12 protein-coding genes and 2 tRNA genes are annotated in these 14,555 nt (G+C 59.9%); 4 read left to right on the forward strand and 10 right to left on the reverse strand.

The genetic code is table 11. From position 1 onward, the window contains the following. Nucleotides 1-124: 124 nt before the first annotated feature. The 4 genes from AC06G5_RS05795 to AC06G5_RS05810 form a co-directional block, all read right to left on the reverse strand. Entirely contained in the window at nt 125-1,420 is a 1,296-nt protein-coding gene (locus AC06G5_RS05795; protein ID WP_413427209.1) for a virulence factor family protein, read from the reverse strand. Next, nucleotides 1,420-4,062 (reverse strand): bifunctional lysylphosphatidylglycerol flippase/synthetase MprF, encoded by a 2,643-nt coding sequence (gene mprF / locus AC06G5_RS05800; RefSeq protein WP_480459067.1) that lies wholly within the window; start codon nt 4,060-4,062, stop codon nt 1,420-1,422. Before mprF ends, AC06G5_RS05795 begins: the two co-directional genes overlap by 1 nt. Nucleotides 4,063-4,340: 278 nt before the next feature. Further along, a tRNA-Met gene (locus AC06G5_RS05805) sits at nt 4,341-4,417 on the reverse strand. Nucleotides 4,418-4,648: 231 nt separating this feature from the next. Then, a tRNA-Met gene (locus tag AC06G5_RS05810) sits at nt 4,649-4,725 on the reverse strand. Nucleotides 4,726-5,026: 301 nt separating this feature from the next. Between AC06G5_RS05810 and dinB the strand changes: the two genes are divergently transcribed. Further along, nucleotides 5,027-6,088, forward strand: coding sequence for a DNA polymerase IV (dinB, locus tag AC06G5_RS05815; RefSeq protein ID WP_480459068.1), 1,062 nt, complete (start codon nt 5,027-5,029; stop codon nt 6,086-6,088). A 125-nt stretch (nt 6,089-6,213) separates the two neighbouring features. On the opposite strand, the gene AC06G5_RS05820 is transcribed toward dinB, so the two are convergent. From AC06G5_RS05820 to AC06G5_RS05835, 4 genes are all read right to left on the reverse strand, one after another. Continuing rightward, nucleotides 6,214-7,167 (reverse strand): hypothetical protein, encoded by a 954-nt coding sequence (locus AC06G5_RS05820; RefSeq protein ID WP_413424550.1) that lies wholly within the window; start codon nt 7,165-7,167, stop codon nt 6,214-6,216. A 19-nt stretch (nt 7,168-7,186) separates the two neighbouring features. Further along, nucleotides 7,187-8,902 carry a proline--tRNA ligase gene (locus AC06G5_RS05825; protein WP_413424548.1) on the reverse strand — a complete coding sequence of 572 codons (1,716 nt, stop codon included), beginning with the start codon at nt 8,900-8,902 and terminating at the stop codon, nt 7,187-7,189. Between the two features lie 143 nt (nt 8,903-9,045). Then, the gene (locus tag AC06G5_RS05830) at nt 9,046-10,605 is read right to left on the reverse strand and encodes an AmpG family muropeptide MFS transporter (protein WP_480459069.1); all 1,560 of its coding nucleotides are present in this window, start codon (nt 10,603-10,605) and stop codon (nt 9,046-9,048) included. 44 nt (nt 10,606-10,649) lie between these two features. Further along, nucleotides 10,650-11,012, reverse strand: coding sequence for an MGMT family protein (locus AC06G5_RS05835; RefSeq protein ID WP_256356894.1), 363 nt, complete (start codon nt 11,010-11,012; stop codon nt 10,650-10,652). Nucleotides 11,013-11,166: 154 nt separating this feature from the next. Between AC06G5_RS05835 and AC06G5_RS05840 the strand changes: the two genes are divergently transcribed. After that, entirely contained in the window at nt 11,167-12,174 is a 1,008-nt protein-coding gene (locus tag AC06G5_RS05840) for a DUF481 domain-containing protein (protein WP_413424544.1), read from the forward strand. Nucleotides 12,175-12,272: 98 nt separating this feature from the next. Here the strand turns inward: AC06G5_RS05840 and AC06G5_RS05845 are convergent, their stop codons facing one another. After that, nucleotides 12,273-12,482, reverse strand: a complete 210-nt coding sequence (locus tag AC06G5_RS05845) for a cold-shock protein (RefSeq protein WP_002554837.1) — start codon at nt 12,480-12,482, stop codon at nt 12,273-12,275. 353 nt (nt 12,483-12,835) lie between these two features. Between AC06G5_RS05845 and dcd the strand changes: the two genes are divergently transcribed. Both dcd and AC06G5_RS05855 read left to right on the forward strand, forming a co-directional pair. Continuing rightward, on the forward strand, nt 12,836-13,402 hold the full coding sequence (gene dcd, locus AC06G5_RS05850) for a dCTP deaminase (protein ID WP_007940589.1): 567 nt from the start codon (nt 12,836-12,838) through the stop codon (nt 13,400-13,402). 107 nt (nt 13,403-13,509) lie between these two features. Continuing rightward, nucleotides 13,510-13,719 carry a hypothetical protein gene (locus tag AC06G5_RS05855; protein ID WP_043302162.1) on the forward strand — a complete coding sequence of 70 codons (210 nt, stop codon included), beginning with the start codon at nt 13,510-13,512 and terminating at the stop codon, nt 13,717-13,719. 71 nt (nt 13,720-13,790) lie between these two features. On the opposite strand, the gene AC06G5_RS05860 is transcribed toward AC06G5_RS05855, so the two are convergent. Next, a complete protein-coding gene (locus tag AC06G5_RS05860) occupies nt 13,791-14,555 on the reverse strand; it encodes an ABC transporter ATP-binding protein (RefSeq protein ID WP_413424541.1) in 765 nt (254 codons plus the stop codon).

The raw sequence follows: 14,555 nt of genomic DNA on the forward strand, positions 1-14,555 counted from the left end.
AAATGCAATTTGATACACCGCCTTCGCGAGCAAGCCCGCTCCCACAGGGGATGTGTGGTGTCTGTCGGAATGTAAAAGCCCCCGCTACCGTGAGGTAACGAGGGCTTTTTTCGGCTGGCTCAGATCACTCTGTAGCAGCCGTTTCCTTAGGCTGACGCTTCTCGATCACATCCACCAAACGCTTGGCCAGCGCCGGGTAGTTCTCGTCGAAGTGGTGGCCGCCTGGCAGCTTGATGGCTTCGCCCACCGCAGTCTTGTCGGTGCAGCCGCTCTCGTCGGTTTCTTCTTCACCGTAGATGCACACCACTTTGGCGGCTGGCAGCTTGGCCATTTCCGGTCCGGTGGCGGCTTCCTTGCCAGCGTTGCCGAGCCAGCCTTCGACTTCGATCTCGAAGCTGCCGGTACGGGCGAAGGCCAGCAGGATGATCGCGTCGACGCGTTGCTGCTCGGACTCGGCCAGGCGGTTGTAGATCGCCGGCAGGACATCGGCGCCGAACGAGTAACCGGTCAGGATGAAGCGCTTGGTGCCCCATTTTTGCCGGTAGTGTTGCATCAGTTCAGCCAGGTCCAGCGCGCTTTGCTCCGGGCTCTTGTGCTGCCAGTAGTAGCGCAGGGTGTCGATGCCGACCACCGGGTAGCCGATCTTGGCCATTTCGCCCGCTACATCGCGGTCGAGGTCGCGCCAGCCGCCGTCACCGGACAGGAACAGGGTCACGGTGTCCCTGGCCTGACCGGCTGGCACTTCGACCACCGGGATCTGCAGGCCGCCAGCAGCTTTGTCGCCACCGACGAGGATCTTGCGCAGTTCGTTGTTCAGCACTTGCGGCAGGTTGATGTCGTAGTCGCTGATGCTGGTTTCAGCGTTCGGTTGATCACGCACGAAGCCGGCACTGGTGTCGTCCGGGTTGTCGTTCCACGCGACCAGCCAGTGACCGTGGGCGGCGCTTTTTGGCAGCAGGTGAGTGCAGCCGCCCTTTTCCAGGGCCAGGTCGACCGAGACCGCCTGGGCCTTGTCATTCTTCTGCTCGGACAGCCAGCGCCAGGCCAGCACGGCACCCGGGCCGATACCGCTGACCAGGGTCGCCGGGCCTTTGAGTTCTCTCAGGCCCGATTGCAGGGCGCGGCTTTGCAACAGGCAGTCCTTGGGCAGGATCACCTGGACGATTTGCGCCGAGCCACTGCGGCTCAGGGTCAGCAACTGCTTGTCGCTGAGTTTCTGGTCTTCGTTGACCGCCACCAGCACCTGGGCGCGAGGCGTAGTGCCGGGGATGACACGGGTCATCGCCGCACCATCGGCCGGGTTCAGCAATTCGAGGGTCGGTTCCGGTGCCGGGCGTTTCAGGTACCAGTAACCGCCACCGAGAATCAGGGCCACTATCACCAGCGTGCCCAATACATACCGCAAGGAGCGTTGAATCATCAGCGTTTCACCAATCCGGTCAAGCCGCCCGCGATCAGGGCAGCAGTGTCGGCCAGCGCAACCAGCGGATCGAGTCCGGCGGGCACGGCCATATAACGGGGTTCCCAATCAGGCTGGAACTTGTCTTTGAAGCGGCGCAAGCCTTGGAAGTTGTACAGCTGCTCACCACGGCGGAATACCATCGAGCCCAGGCGCTGGGTCAATGGTGCGCCGCGACGGGGTTGCAACCCCGACAACGGCACCATGCCCAGGCTGAAACGCGCGTATCCATGATTTTTATAATGCTGGATCAGGCCGACCATCATGAACTCCATGGTCAGCTTCGGGGCGTCCGGATGGGCGCGCATCAGGTCGAGGCTGGCCAGGTCGTGGCCGTAGGTCTCGAGCAAGTTGGCGAACGCGACCGGGCGTCCTTCGAAACGAATCACCGCGATGCGGAAATACTTGAGGTAGTCATCGCTGAAGCGACCCAGCGAAAAACCTTTCTCGCGGACGTTCTTGCCGGTCAGCCAGGCATCGGAAATCACCTTGAGCTCCTCCATCGGCGCGTGGCCCGGCTCAAAGATTTCCAGCGACAGGCCGTCACGGGTGCCTCGGTTCCAGGTGTAGCGCAGGTCCTTCATCTCCTTGCCCTTGGCCTCGAGATCAAACCGCTTGAGATCGACCCGGGCTTCTTCGCCGAGCTTGATCGCGGTCAGGCCGATGTCCATGTAGTAGGGCAGGTTCTCCGCGCGCACTTGGTAGAACACGGGGCGGGCGTGGTGGATGTCGCACAGGTCGCGGAACTGCCAGATCATTTCCGCCCGTTGCTGGCCCGGGCCGATCGGGTCATATAACGCCACCAGGCTGCGGCCACGGCGGGCGTACATCAGGAACGCTTCGTCATTGGGGTGGAACAGCAGCGCCTTGTCACCGGTCAGGGCCAGACCGCCATCCGGTTGGGCCGATGCCATGAGGATCTTGCTGGCGCGCTCCAGTTCGTCGGACGTCGGCAGGTGAATGACCGGACGCGCGGTGCGCAGCAGCCAGGTCAGCGACACCACCACCAGCAGTACGGCAGCCCCGAGCAGCGAACGCAGGCCGCGAGGGGCATCGGCGTCCAGAGTGAACTGCCACCAGAGCTGGTGGCTGTACGGAACGTCCTGGTAGGCGAACAGCAGCAACCAGATCGACGCACCGAGCACGCACAGGCTGGCCACCAGGTACAGCGGCGAGAACGGAACTTCGGTCAGGCGGCTGGGGCGATAGAACGAGCGGCGGAATACCCCGAGCAGGCTTGCCGTCAGCACCATCAGGCTGGCTTCTTCCCAGTCGAAGCCTTTGAGCAGTGAGAGCAGGGCGCCGACCAGCAACAGAATGGTGGTCAGCATCCACGCCGCCGACAGCCGGCGGCGCAGCCCCTGGGCCAGCAACAGACAAAGAACGCCGACCAGGCTGGCGCCAAAGTGCGAAGCGTCGACCAGCCGATGGGGGATCAGAAAACCGATATGTTCCAGGCGGGTATCGATTTCCGGGGTGGCCCCGGAGAACAGCAGGACAACACCGGACAGAAATACCAGCACCGCCAGGATCGGAGCCGCCAGGCCTGAGGCCGCGCGCAATGTCTGGCGTGTCTGGAACAGGCGCTGACCTTCGTTGATCAGTAACAGCACGCAGGCCACCAGCAATGGCAGGACCACGTAGATCAAGCGATAAAGCAGCAGGGCGGCCGCCAGGGGCGCAGCACCAAGTGTGTCGGAAAACGCCGCCAGCAAAATCGCCTCGAACACCCCGACGCCGCCCGGCACATGGCTGAGCACGCCGGCGGCCAGGGCCAGCAGGTAAACCAGAAGGAACGCACCGAAGGGCGGCGTTTCCGGCAGCAACAGATAGAGCACGGTCGCGGCGGCGGCTACGTCCAGGGCGGTGATGACCAATTGCAGGAGCGTCAGGCGGCTCCCGGGCAAGCGCAAGGTGCGGCGCCCGATCATGACCAGCAGGTTGTCCGGGTAAGGCTGTTCCGGCAGCCGCCGACGGTAGATGCCGATAGCCAGCACCGAAAACAGCATAAGCACGGCGGTTGCTATCACGCCCAGCAGCGTCTCGGAGAGCCCCAGGGCGGTGGACGCGGCCGGCAGGTCGCTGAGCGTCGCCAGGGCGGCCAGCGGCGGCAGGGCGCAGCCCAGCGAGAGGCTGGCGAACAGTGTCATGCGGGCGACTTCAGCCGCTCCCACACCATGACGGGCATAGAGGCGATAGCGAACCGAACCGCCCGACAACATTGAAAGACCGATGGCGTTGCCAATGGCAAAGGCCGTGAAACCGCCCATTGCCAGCGTGCGCGGTGCCAGGCTCACGCCGGCATAGCGGCTGGCCGACCATTCGTAGCCGAGCAGAATGATGAAACCCGCTACGGTTGCGGCAAGGGCGCCCATCAAGGCTGGTTGTGGAACTTCGAGGATCGAATCGTGCAGCGCGTAAAGGTCGAGTTCGCTCAACAGGTGGCGACAGGCAATCAGCGCGATTGCGAACAGCAGCAGGGTGACCGCCAGGCCAATGGGTTGACGGTACTTGCTCAACAGATCAAGCAGGCGCAGACGCTCAGCCTTGATCGGTTGTGTCGCTGTGACGGTGTCTTGTGAATCAGACGAGTTGGCGCGCATCAATCACCTCTTGGATTGTGCGCGACAGGATGGGGGTATCCAGCCAAGTTACCAATCCCTGTAGAAAAAAATAATCACAAATATTAACGCCTATCACCCGGCAGCGGGGACGGCGCGTCATCAGTCGTGAAGGCTTCAGTCTGCGATAGAGCATAGTCTGAACCCCGAGCATGGGTGGCCCCAAACGGCTTGCTGCACAGTGACAGATCATTGTTGCGAAAGGACTTTTTCAACAGATACAAAAAAGGCCACTCTTTCGAGTAGCCTTTTTTGATGTTTGGTTGCGGGAGCCGGATTTGAACCGACGACCTTCGGGTTATGAGCCCGACGAGCTACCAGACTGCTCCATCCCGCGTCTGTGTGGCGGCATTCTATAGAGTAATGCCGGGGTGTCAACCGTTAATCCTGAAGCAGGTCAAATAAACGTTGAATCGCGGCAAACGGTCGCAGCCCTGGCCTAAGTTTCGGAATCAGAACGATTTCTGCTTTCTGCCAGATTCAGCAGGTTGGCTGGTTTCGGTGCCCGGTGCTGCAAAACAGACGCGCACAAAAAAGGCCACTCTTTCGAGTAGCCTTTTTTGATGTTTGGTTGCGGGAGCCGGATTTGAACCGACGACCTTCGGGTTATGAGCCCGACGAGCTACCAGACTGCTCCATCCCGCGTCTGTGTGCCGGCATTCTATAGAGAAACGCCGGGGTGTCAACCTTCAATTCAGATAAAACCTGTTCCGCTTCAATCGGTTAGCTTGTCGACAGGTGGGTTGGCCAGCCTGTGAGGCAGGCGGGGCAAGGCCTGCGGCTCTATTGAGAATGTTTTTTCGATTGAAAAAATAAATTTATCAACGACATTTCCCACGAGTCGAAAAGAACATTCAGACTACTGGTGCTATATACAGGTGTCGGTGAGATACTGCATATCCGGCATACCCAGATGCCTTTTCCTTGCCATGAAAACTGCTTTGCCATGACTCAGCGAAAGATCATCCACGTCGACTGTGATTGTTTCTACGCCGCCATTGAGATGCGTGACGACCCGCGCCTGGCCGGCAAGCCATTGGCGGTGGGCGGGTCGGCGGATCGGCGCGGGGTGATCGCCACCTGCAATTATGAGGCGCGAGCGTATGGGGTGCGTTCGGCAATGTCCTCCGGGCATGCCTTGAAACTGTGCCCGGACCTGATCATCGTCAAGCCGCGCATGGATGCCTATAGAGAGGCGTCCAGGGAAATCCACACGATCTTTCGCGATTACACCGAGATCATCGAGCCACTTTCGCTCGACGAAGCGTACCTCGATGTGTCGGACAGTGCGCATTTCGCGGGCAGTGCGACGCGAATCGCCCAGGACATCCGGCGCCGGGTCTCCAACCAACTGCATATCACCGTGTCGGCGGGTGTGGCGCCGAACAAGTTTCTGGCCAAGATCGCCAGTGACTGGAAAAAGCCCAACGGCCTGTTCGTCATTACTCCGGACCAGGTCGAGGACTTTGTCAGTGGCTTGCCGGTGAGCAAATTGCACGGGGTCGGTAAAGTCACCGCCGACAAGCTCGGCAAGCTGGGCATTTCCGATTGCCTGCAATTGCGCGAGTGGGACAAGTTGGCACTGGTGCGTGAGTTCGGCAGCTTTGGCGAGCGGCTCTGGAGCCTGGCCCGTGGGATCGATGACCGCGTGGTGCACAACGACAGCCGTCGTCAGTCGATCTCTGTTGAAAACACCTACGACGTTGACCTGCCAGACCTGAAGAGTTGCCTGGACAAGTTGCCCGAGCTGCTGGAGACCCTGGCCGGTCGCATGGCACGAATCGACAGCAGTTATCGTCCGGGCAAGCCATTCGTCAAAGTGAAGTTCCACGACTTCACCCAGACAACATTGGAGCAGGCCGGGGCAGGGCGGGATCTGGGGAGTTATCAGTTGATGCTGACCCAGGCCTTCAATCGCGGCGGTAAACCGGTGCGGTTGTTGGGTGTCGGCGTGCGGCTGGAGGACTTGCGGGGCGGGTTCGAGCAGATGGAGTTGTTTGAGCGGTAGTTCGGAGGTGAATCTGCGGGCCCCTTCGCGAGCAAGCCCGCTCCCACATTGGATTTGAGGTGTTCACAAATCCAGTGTGGGAGCGGGCTTGCTCCGGGCGGCGATCCGACGAAGCTTTTGGCTTTTTAGTTCAGCCCCGGATTCGCCACCAGTCGTTCGCCATTGCGGGCCAGCGACTTGAGGAATTCGCTCTGCAATTCGGGATCATTGCGTGTCAGTTCGATCAGGCTCTGTTCCAGCTCACTGGCTTCTTCTTCAAGGCCCAGTTCCGACAGGCGCTTGACCCGATGTACCCACTGGCTCACCTCATCGCCTTCGAGGTCGTCGTAAATCAGGCCGTGGGCCTCATAGAGCTTGCTGCGCAGGTTGCTGCTGATGGCCAGGGTGGAATCGCTGTGCACGTTGCCCTGGGCATCCTCGACACGGATCAGCAACCGGCTCAGATGATTGATGTCATGTTCGGCGAACGGGCTGTCCAGCAGATTCAGGCGCAGCACGCCGTTTTTGTCGGTGGTCAGCTCGAAGGTTTCCTTGCCGGCCTTGACCTCGACCGGGCGCTCGCTCCAGGGCAGGCTTGAGTACTCCGTGCGTTTGTCGCGCTGGACTTCACCAATGCCGGCCAGGTTTTGCTGCGCGCGGCCGTGGGACTGCACGTTCATGAACGGGTTGAGCCCGGCAAAACCGTAGCTCAGCCAGTCCTTGGTCACGCTGTCCGGCAGATTGCCGAGGGTGAACACATTGACCACGTTGGCACCGATACCCGCCACCACGGCCACCGCGCCCAGCGGGATTTCGTAAATCTCCCGCCAGGGTTGGTACGGCGTATAGCGGTCGTAGTGACGCGTGACTTCGTATTCGGTGACTTCGAAAGTCTTCTGTTCGTGAATTTTCACCCGCCGTTGCGGCAGCTCAAGCACCTTGGGCTCACCGACATCGATCTGCAGGCTGTGATCGAGCAATTTGCGCTCGACACGTTCCTCTTGCTCGCTGCGTTGTGACATGTGGTTGGCACAGCCGCTGACCAGCAGGGTGCCGCACAAGGCAGCACCACCGAGGCCTAAGGTGTTTCGCTTGAACATGACGCCTCTATATCTGGTATCAGCGGCGGATGCGGGCCTGAAGGAAGGACAGCACCTCGGCGACCGGTAGCGCTTGTGCGTCGGCCTCGGTACGGCTCTTGTATTCCAGGTTGCCTTCGGCCAGGCCGCGGTCACTGACCACGATCCGGTGTGGAATGCCGATCAGCTCCATGTCCGCGAACTTGATGCCCGGGCTGGTTTTCTTGTCACGGTCGTCCAGCAGCACTTCGAAGCCGGCAGCGGTCAGTTCCGCGTACAGCTTGTCGGTGGCTTCGCGAACCTGCTCGGTTTCGTAGCGCAGCGGCACCAGGGCAATCTGGAACGGCGCGAGAGTGTCGCTCCAGATGATCCCGTTTTCGTCGTTGTTCTGCTCGATGGCAGCCGCCACCACGCGGGACACGCCGATGCCATAGCAGCCCATTTCCAGGGTGACCGGCTTGCCGTTCTCGCCCAGCACTTCGCATTTCATCGCTTTGCTGTACTTGTTGCCCAGCTGGAAGATGTGCCCGACTTCGATGCCGCGCTTGATTTCCAGGGTGCCTTTGCCGTCCGGGCTCGGGTCGCCGGTCACGACGTTACGCAGGTCGGCAACGGTCGGAACAGGCAGGTCGCGCTCCCAGTTCACGCCGAAGTAGTGTTTGTCGTCGATGTTGGCACCGATGCCAAAGTCGCTCATCAGTTCGACAGAGCGGTCGATGATGATCGGCAGCGGCAGGTTCAGCGGGCCGAGGGAACCGGCGCCGGCGCCAATGGCGTCGCGCAGTTCGCTTTCCGAGGCCATGACCAGCGGGCTGGCAACGCCTGGCTGGTTGGCCGCCTTGATTTCGTTCAGCTCATGGTCGCCACGGATGATCAGGGCAATCAGCTTGCCTTTTTCTTCAGCGTGCACCACGAGGGTCTTGATGGTTTTCTCGATCGGCAGGTTGAAGCCTTCGACCAGTTGCGCAATTGTTTTTGCGTTCGGCGTGTCGACCAGGCGCAGTTCTTCGCTCGGAGCGGCGCGCGAGGTTTCCCGTGGCACGGCTTCGGCTTTCTCGATGTTCGCGGCGTAGTCGGAGCCGTTGCTGAAAACGATGTCGTCTTCACCGGACTCGGCCAGCACGTGGAACTCGTGGGAACCGGCACCGCCGATGGAACCGTTGTCGGCTTCAACAGGGCGGAACTTCAGGCCCAGACGGGTGAATACGTTGCAGTAGGCCTGGTGCATGCGGTCGTAGGTGACCTGCAGCGAAGGCTGGTCGGCGTGGAACGAATAGGCGTCCTTCATGATGAATTCGCGGCCGCGCATCAAGCCGAAGCGTGGGCGGATCTCATCACGGAATTTGGTCTGGATCTGGTACAGGTTGATCGGCAGCTGCTTGTAGCTGCTCAACTCGTTGCGCATCAGATCGGTGATGACTTCTTCATGGGTGGGACCTGCGCAGAAATCGCGACCGTGGCGATCCTTGAAGCGCAGCAATTCAGGGCCGTACTCTTCCCAGCGCCCGGATTCCTGCCACAGCTCAGCCGGTTGCGTGCTCGGCATCAACACTTCGAGCGAGCCGGCGGCGTTCATTTCTTCACGAACGACGGCTTCGACCTTGCGCATTACCCGCAAGCCCATCGGCAGCCAGGTGTACAGGCCCGAGGCGAGTTTGCGGATCATGCCGGCGCGCAGCATCAGCTGGTGGCTGATCACGACCGCGTCGGAAGGCGTTTCTTTTTGTGTGGCGAGCAAAAATTGACTGGTGCGCATGGTTGGCCGTTATCGATTGCTGATGACGAGAAATGACGGAGCATTGTACGGGGCAGTTCCGCTGGCGTACAGGCGTGCGGTCGGTGGTGTGGCAGGAGGGCGCGATTCACTCGGCCCTCCGCGACTTTTCCTGGGTAAAGAACCTACGATTCTTCGGCGACCGGGGTCTGCACCGGTTCCGGTGTAGGTGTCGGGCCTGCGCGGCGGTTTTCCTGGAACCAGTGCAAGGCGATCAACAGCAGGGTCGGGACGCCCAGCAGGGCGGTAATCAGGAAGAAGTCGTGATAACCGAACTTCTCCACCATGACCCCGGAGTAGCCGCCGATCAGGCGTGGCAGTAGCAGCATGATCGAGCTGAGCAGGGCGTACTGGGTAGCGGAGAACTTGAGGTTGGTCAGGCTCGACAGGTAGGCGACGAAGGCTGAGGTGGCCAGGCCTGAGCTGAAGTTGTCCAGGGAGATGGTCAGCACCAGCATGTTCAGGTTGGGGCCCATGTCGGCGAGCATCAGGAACAGGATGTTGGTCGCCGCGGAGGCGACTCCGCCGATGAACAGGATCGGCAGGATGCCGAAACGCACAATCAGCAGGCCGCCCATGCCGGCGCCGAACAGGGTCATGATCAGGCCGAAGATTTTGCTGACGCTGGCGATCTGGTCCTTGGTGAAGCCCTGGTCGATATAGAACACGTTGGCCATCACCCCCATGACCGTATCGGACATCCGATAGGTGGCGATCAAGCCGAGCAGCAGCAGCGCTTGCCAGCGGTATCGCAGGATGAAGTCGTTGACTGGCGTCAATACCGGCGCCAGGCCGCGTCGGCCCATGGCCGAGAGGCACAGGGCGGTGAGCGTGATGTAGAGGATGGCCCGCAGGAACGCGCGGTCTTCGAGCAACAGGTCGAGCAGGCTCACGCCTTCGAACAGTACGCTGGCAAAGTCGGTGTTGTAGAGCTGGGTGAACATGGCCGGCACGGACACCAGCAATATGATCAGCACGAATACCGAGGCCAGTTGATGCACGAAACTGTAGCGCCCGGCCTGCAGTTGCGTGCGTAACGGCACGGGTGGTTCGCGCATGAACAGTGAAGTCAGCAGTGCCGGGACCATCAGCGCCCCGAACAGGATGTAAGTGCCGGCCCAGGCCGAATGCTTGTAGTTGAAGCCGGTGGAGCCAAAGCCTTCGGCGAAATACAGCGCGCCTGCAGTCGCCAGCAGTGCGGCGACCCGGTAACCGGACATGTAGCTGGCGGCCAGGGCGGCCTGGCGATTGTCCTCGGCGATCTCCAGGCGATAGGCGTCTACCGCAATGTCCTGCGTCGCCGAGGCGAAGGCGACGATCACCGCGATAGCGATGAGCCAGGAGAGATGCTTTTGCGGGTCGCAGAATCCCATCCCGATCAGGCCAAGGATGACCAGTGCCTGGGACAATACGAGCCAGGAACGTCGTCGACCGAGTTTGCCGAGCAATGGCAGTCGCCATTGGTCGAGCAGCGGTGACCAGACCCATTTGAAGGCATATGCCAGGCCGATCAGGCTTGCATAGCCAATGGTTTCGCGAGCCACGCCGGCTTCACGCAGCCAGACCGAAAGCGTCGAAAACACCAGCATGTAAGGCAGGCCGGCGGCGAAACCAAGCAGCAACAGCACGAGTGTCGAGGGGCTGGCATAAGCGGCGAGCGCGGCGCGCCAGGTTTTACGGGGCATGGGCTGGAGTCTGCCTCAAGAAATACGGAAACAAAGGGCGCACTCTAACCGCTGTGCTCTACCGGACGCCAGCCATGGCGCTGAATATCAACACGATTATTCAGGACACTGATGCCCTCCATGCGCAATCGTGCGCGCTGCTCATCCCCCGAAGGGCTGCCGACCGGCAGGCTGATACGTCCGTTTGCGCCCAGAACGCGATGCCAGGGCAACTTGCTGTCGCTCGGCAATTGGCTGAGGGTGCGGCCGACCCAGCGGGCGGCGCGACCCAGTCCTGCAAGCTCGGCCAATTGACCGTAGCTGACGACCTTGCCCTCGGGAACTTGCGCCAGTGTCAGGTACAGCGCCGTGCGTCGGATTTGCGCCGCACTCTCGGGTTCATCGGTTGGATCGGTCACGTCCGTCATTCCTGAAAAAGTCTGCTTTACCGTCGTTAGAGTAATTCCTGTGCAGGAAGTTGAGAAATGAACTCAACAGAAATAGTCGGGTCAGTCCTTGTCAGGGCCTTGTTCCAACGGATAATGCCGACTTTTCTTGCAAGCCCGAGCCTGTATTTTGCATATGTTGTCCAGATCCCTGCTGTGTCTCGCTGTCCTCAGTGCTTCCACTCCCTTGCTGGCCGATACCGTGTGGTTGAAGAACGGTGACAAGCTGAGTGGCAAGATCACGCTGTTCGATGGCGGCAAGCTGCTGATCCAGACCGAGTACGCCGGTGCGGTGACGATCGACTGGAAACAGGTCAAGACCCTGGACAGCGATCAGGAATTGCTGGTCAAGCAGGATGCCTACAGTGGCGAGAAAGCCAAGGCGCTGAAAGCGGCGGATGCCGGCAAGGTCACGCTGGCCAATGGTGAAGCACCGAAGACGGTCGAGCTGGCGAGCATTCAGCAGATCCTCAAGCCAAAACCGGTGGTCGAGGATCTGGTGTGGAAAGGCAACGTCGATATCGCGCTGGATTATCAGCGGGCGGAAAACGATACCGATGACTACGGCATCGATTTCAAGACCAGTGCGCGTCACGGTCGCTGGCGGCATACCGCCGAAGGCGAATACAACCGTGAGTTCCAGGACAGCGTGGTGACCACCGACAATTGGCGGGCCGAGTACTCCATCGACCGGTTCCTGACCGAGCAATGGTTCTGGCAGGGGCGCCTGGTGTACAAGCGCGACAAGGTCGAAGACCTTTCCCGTCAGCGCACCGTCGGTACCGGTCCCGGCTATCAGTTCTGGGATGACGAGCTCGGGGCCTTCTCCCTGGGGTCGTTGATCAACCACACGGACTTTGAGTTCTCTGATGGCAGCAAGGACAATTTCTACGCCCTGGCCATGAAGTGGGACTACAACCGCTACCTGATCGGCAAGCGTGTCGAGTTTTTCACCAATGGTGAGGTCGGCAAGCCGCTGTCGGGCGTGGCCGACTACGCACTCGATGCCGAGATGGGGTTGCGCTACAAGGTGACTGACTGGGCTTCGCTGAACCTGAAGGCGGAGCGGGACATCATCAGCGGCACCGACGATGCGGATCTGGACAAGACACGCTACACCGCAGGGTTTGGCGTGACCTGGTAAGGACATCAAAAGATCGCCGCCTTGTGTGGACAAAAAACGTCCGCCCACAAAAAAGCCCCGCTGTTGAGAGCGGGGCTTTTTACTAAAGCAAGTACAAGTTAGATAACTTGAACTTCTTCAGCTTGCATGCCTTTCTGACCGCGGGTAGCGATGAAAGAAACCTGTTGGCCTTCTTTCAGGCTTTTGAAGCCGTCGGACTGGATAGCTTTGAAGTGAACGAACAGGTCGTCACCGGATTGTGGAGTGATGAAGCCGAAGCCTTTTTCATCGTTGAACCACTTAACGGTACCGGTTTGGCGATTAGACATGGTGTAACTCCTTGAACAAAGATAACTGCGACTCAGGAAGAACCCTGGCCGAGACTGAGTGCAAAGAGCAGGAAAAATTCTTGTAGATGGTTGGATCGAAATTCAACATATCGTGTAGAGATTCTCAGTGACACAAGCAGCACAGTGACGTCACCTTAACCCTTTTTCCGGGACGTGCCAATGCTTCTTGCGCAGGTTTCTCTGTTTTAAGGATCGGCGGTGTGACGGTTCGTCGCCAGCGCAGGTAATTCCTGCATGTTCGGCGAGAATTGCACCGCGGACTTTGAACCCGGCGGCGCGCCCGGTAAGATGCCGGACAGAATTTTTCGACCTCGCTATTCAGGACACCCGCCATGAGCATCAAATCGGACAAGTGGATTCGCCGCATGGCGCAAGAGCACGGCATGATCGAGCCTTTCGTCGAGCGCCAGATGCGCGGCAGCGACGATAGCCGTGTGATTTCCTATGGCGTGTCGAGCTATGGCTACGATGTACGTTGCACCAATCATTTCAAGGTGTTCACCAACATCAATTCGGCTATCGTCGACCCGAAAAACTTCGATGCCGGCAGCTTCGTCGACATCCACAGCGACGTATGCATCATTCCTCCGAACTCCTTCGCCCTGGCCAGCACCGTCGAATACTTCCGCATTCCGCGTAATGTATTGACCATTTGCCTGGGTAAAAGCACCTACGCGCGCTGCGGCATCATCGTCAACGTCACGCCGCTCGAGCCTGAGTGGGAAGGTCACGTGACCCTGGAGTTCTCCAACACCACCAATCTGCCGGCGAAAATCTACGCGAACGAAGGCGTGGCGCAGATGCTGTTCCTCGAGTCTGACGAAGAGTGTGAAGTGTCCTACAAGGACCGTGGCGGCAAGTATCAGGGCCAGCGTGGCGTGACCCTGCCTCGCACCTGAGTCAACCGTCCGGCAAATATCTGGAATTCCTGAGCGGGCGTACACTCTATGGAGTGTACTGCTCCGATCCGCGCAAGGCGGGTCGGGCCATCGCTCAGGAGTGCCGAATGAAGATCGATCCACGAATCAGTGCCGAACTGGCAAGGCTTGAACCCAATCAGGTTGGCGTTCTGGCCTGGTACTTGATGGCACATCCACCCGTCAGCATGGCGGGGGGCATCCCTGGTCAGCCTGACCCTGATACCCCGAACGAAGAGCCGATGGAACCTGGCGAACCCACTTTGCCGGATGAGCCACCGCCTGCGCCTGTTGTCTGACAGGCCAGACGCTACCGATCAAAAAAGTGGGAGCGGCGGTGCGGCGCTCCCACAGGTTATTTTTTCAGCCGTTACTTCAGGTTGCCACTCAGGAACTGCTTCAATCGCTCGCTTTTCGGATTGCCCAGCACGTCTTCCGGCGTGCCTTCTTCCTCAACCAGGCCCTGGTGCAGAAACAACACCTGGCTCGACACTTTGCGGGCGAAGCTCATTTCGTGGGTCACCATGATCATGGTCCGGCCTTCTTCGGCCAGGCCCTGGATCACTTTCAGTACTTCACCCACCAGTTCCGGGTCCAGCGCCGAAGTTGGTTCGTCGAACAGCATGACTTCCGGTTCCATGGCCAGTGCCCGGGCAATCGCAACCCGTTGTTGCTGACCGCCGGACAGGAATGCCGGGTACTGGTCCGCCACACGGGAGGCCAGCCCCACCTTGTCGAGGTAGCGCCGGGCGCGGTCCTCGGCTTCTTTCCTGTCGCACCCCAGCACCCGGCGCGGAGCCATGGTGATGTTTTCCAGCACTGTCATATGGCTCCACAGGTTGAAGTGCTGGAACACCATGGCCAGGCGGGTGCGAATGCGCTGCAGTTCATTGGCGTCGGCCACGTGCATGCCGTGGCGATCCTTGATCATGCGGACGTTCTGCCCGTCGAGGCTCATGGCGCCGTCGTTGGGTTGTTCAAGAAAGTTGATGCAACGCAGAAAAGTACTTTTACCCGAGCCACTGGCGCCGATCAGGCTGATGACGTCACCGGTTTTGGCCTTGAGTGAAACACCTTTGAGGACTTCATGGTCGCCATAGCTTTTATGCAGGCCTTCGATGGTCAATTTGTACAT

It is taken from the genome of Pseudomonas sp. WT-JTC (genome assembly GCF_056711565.1).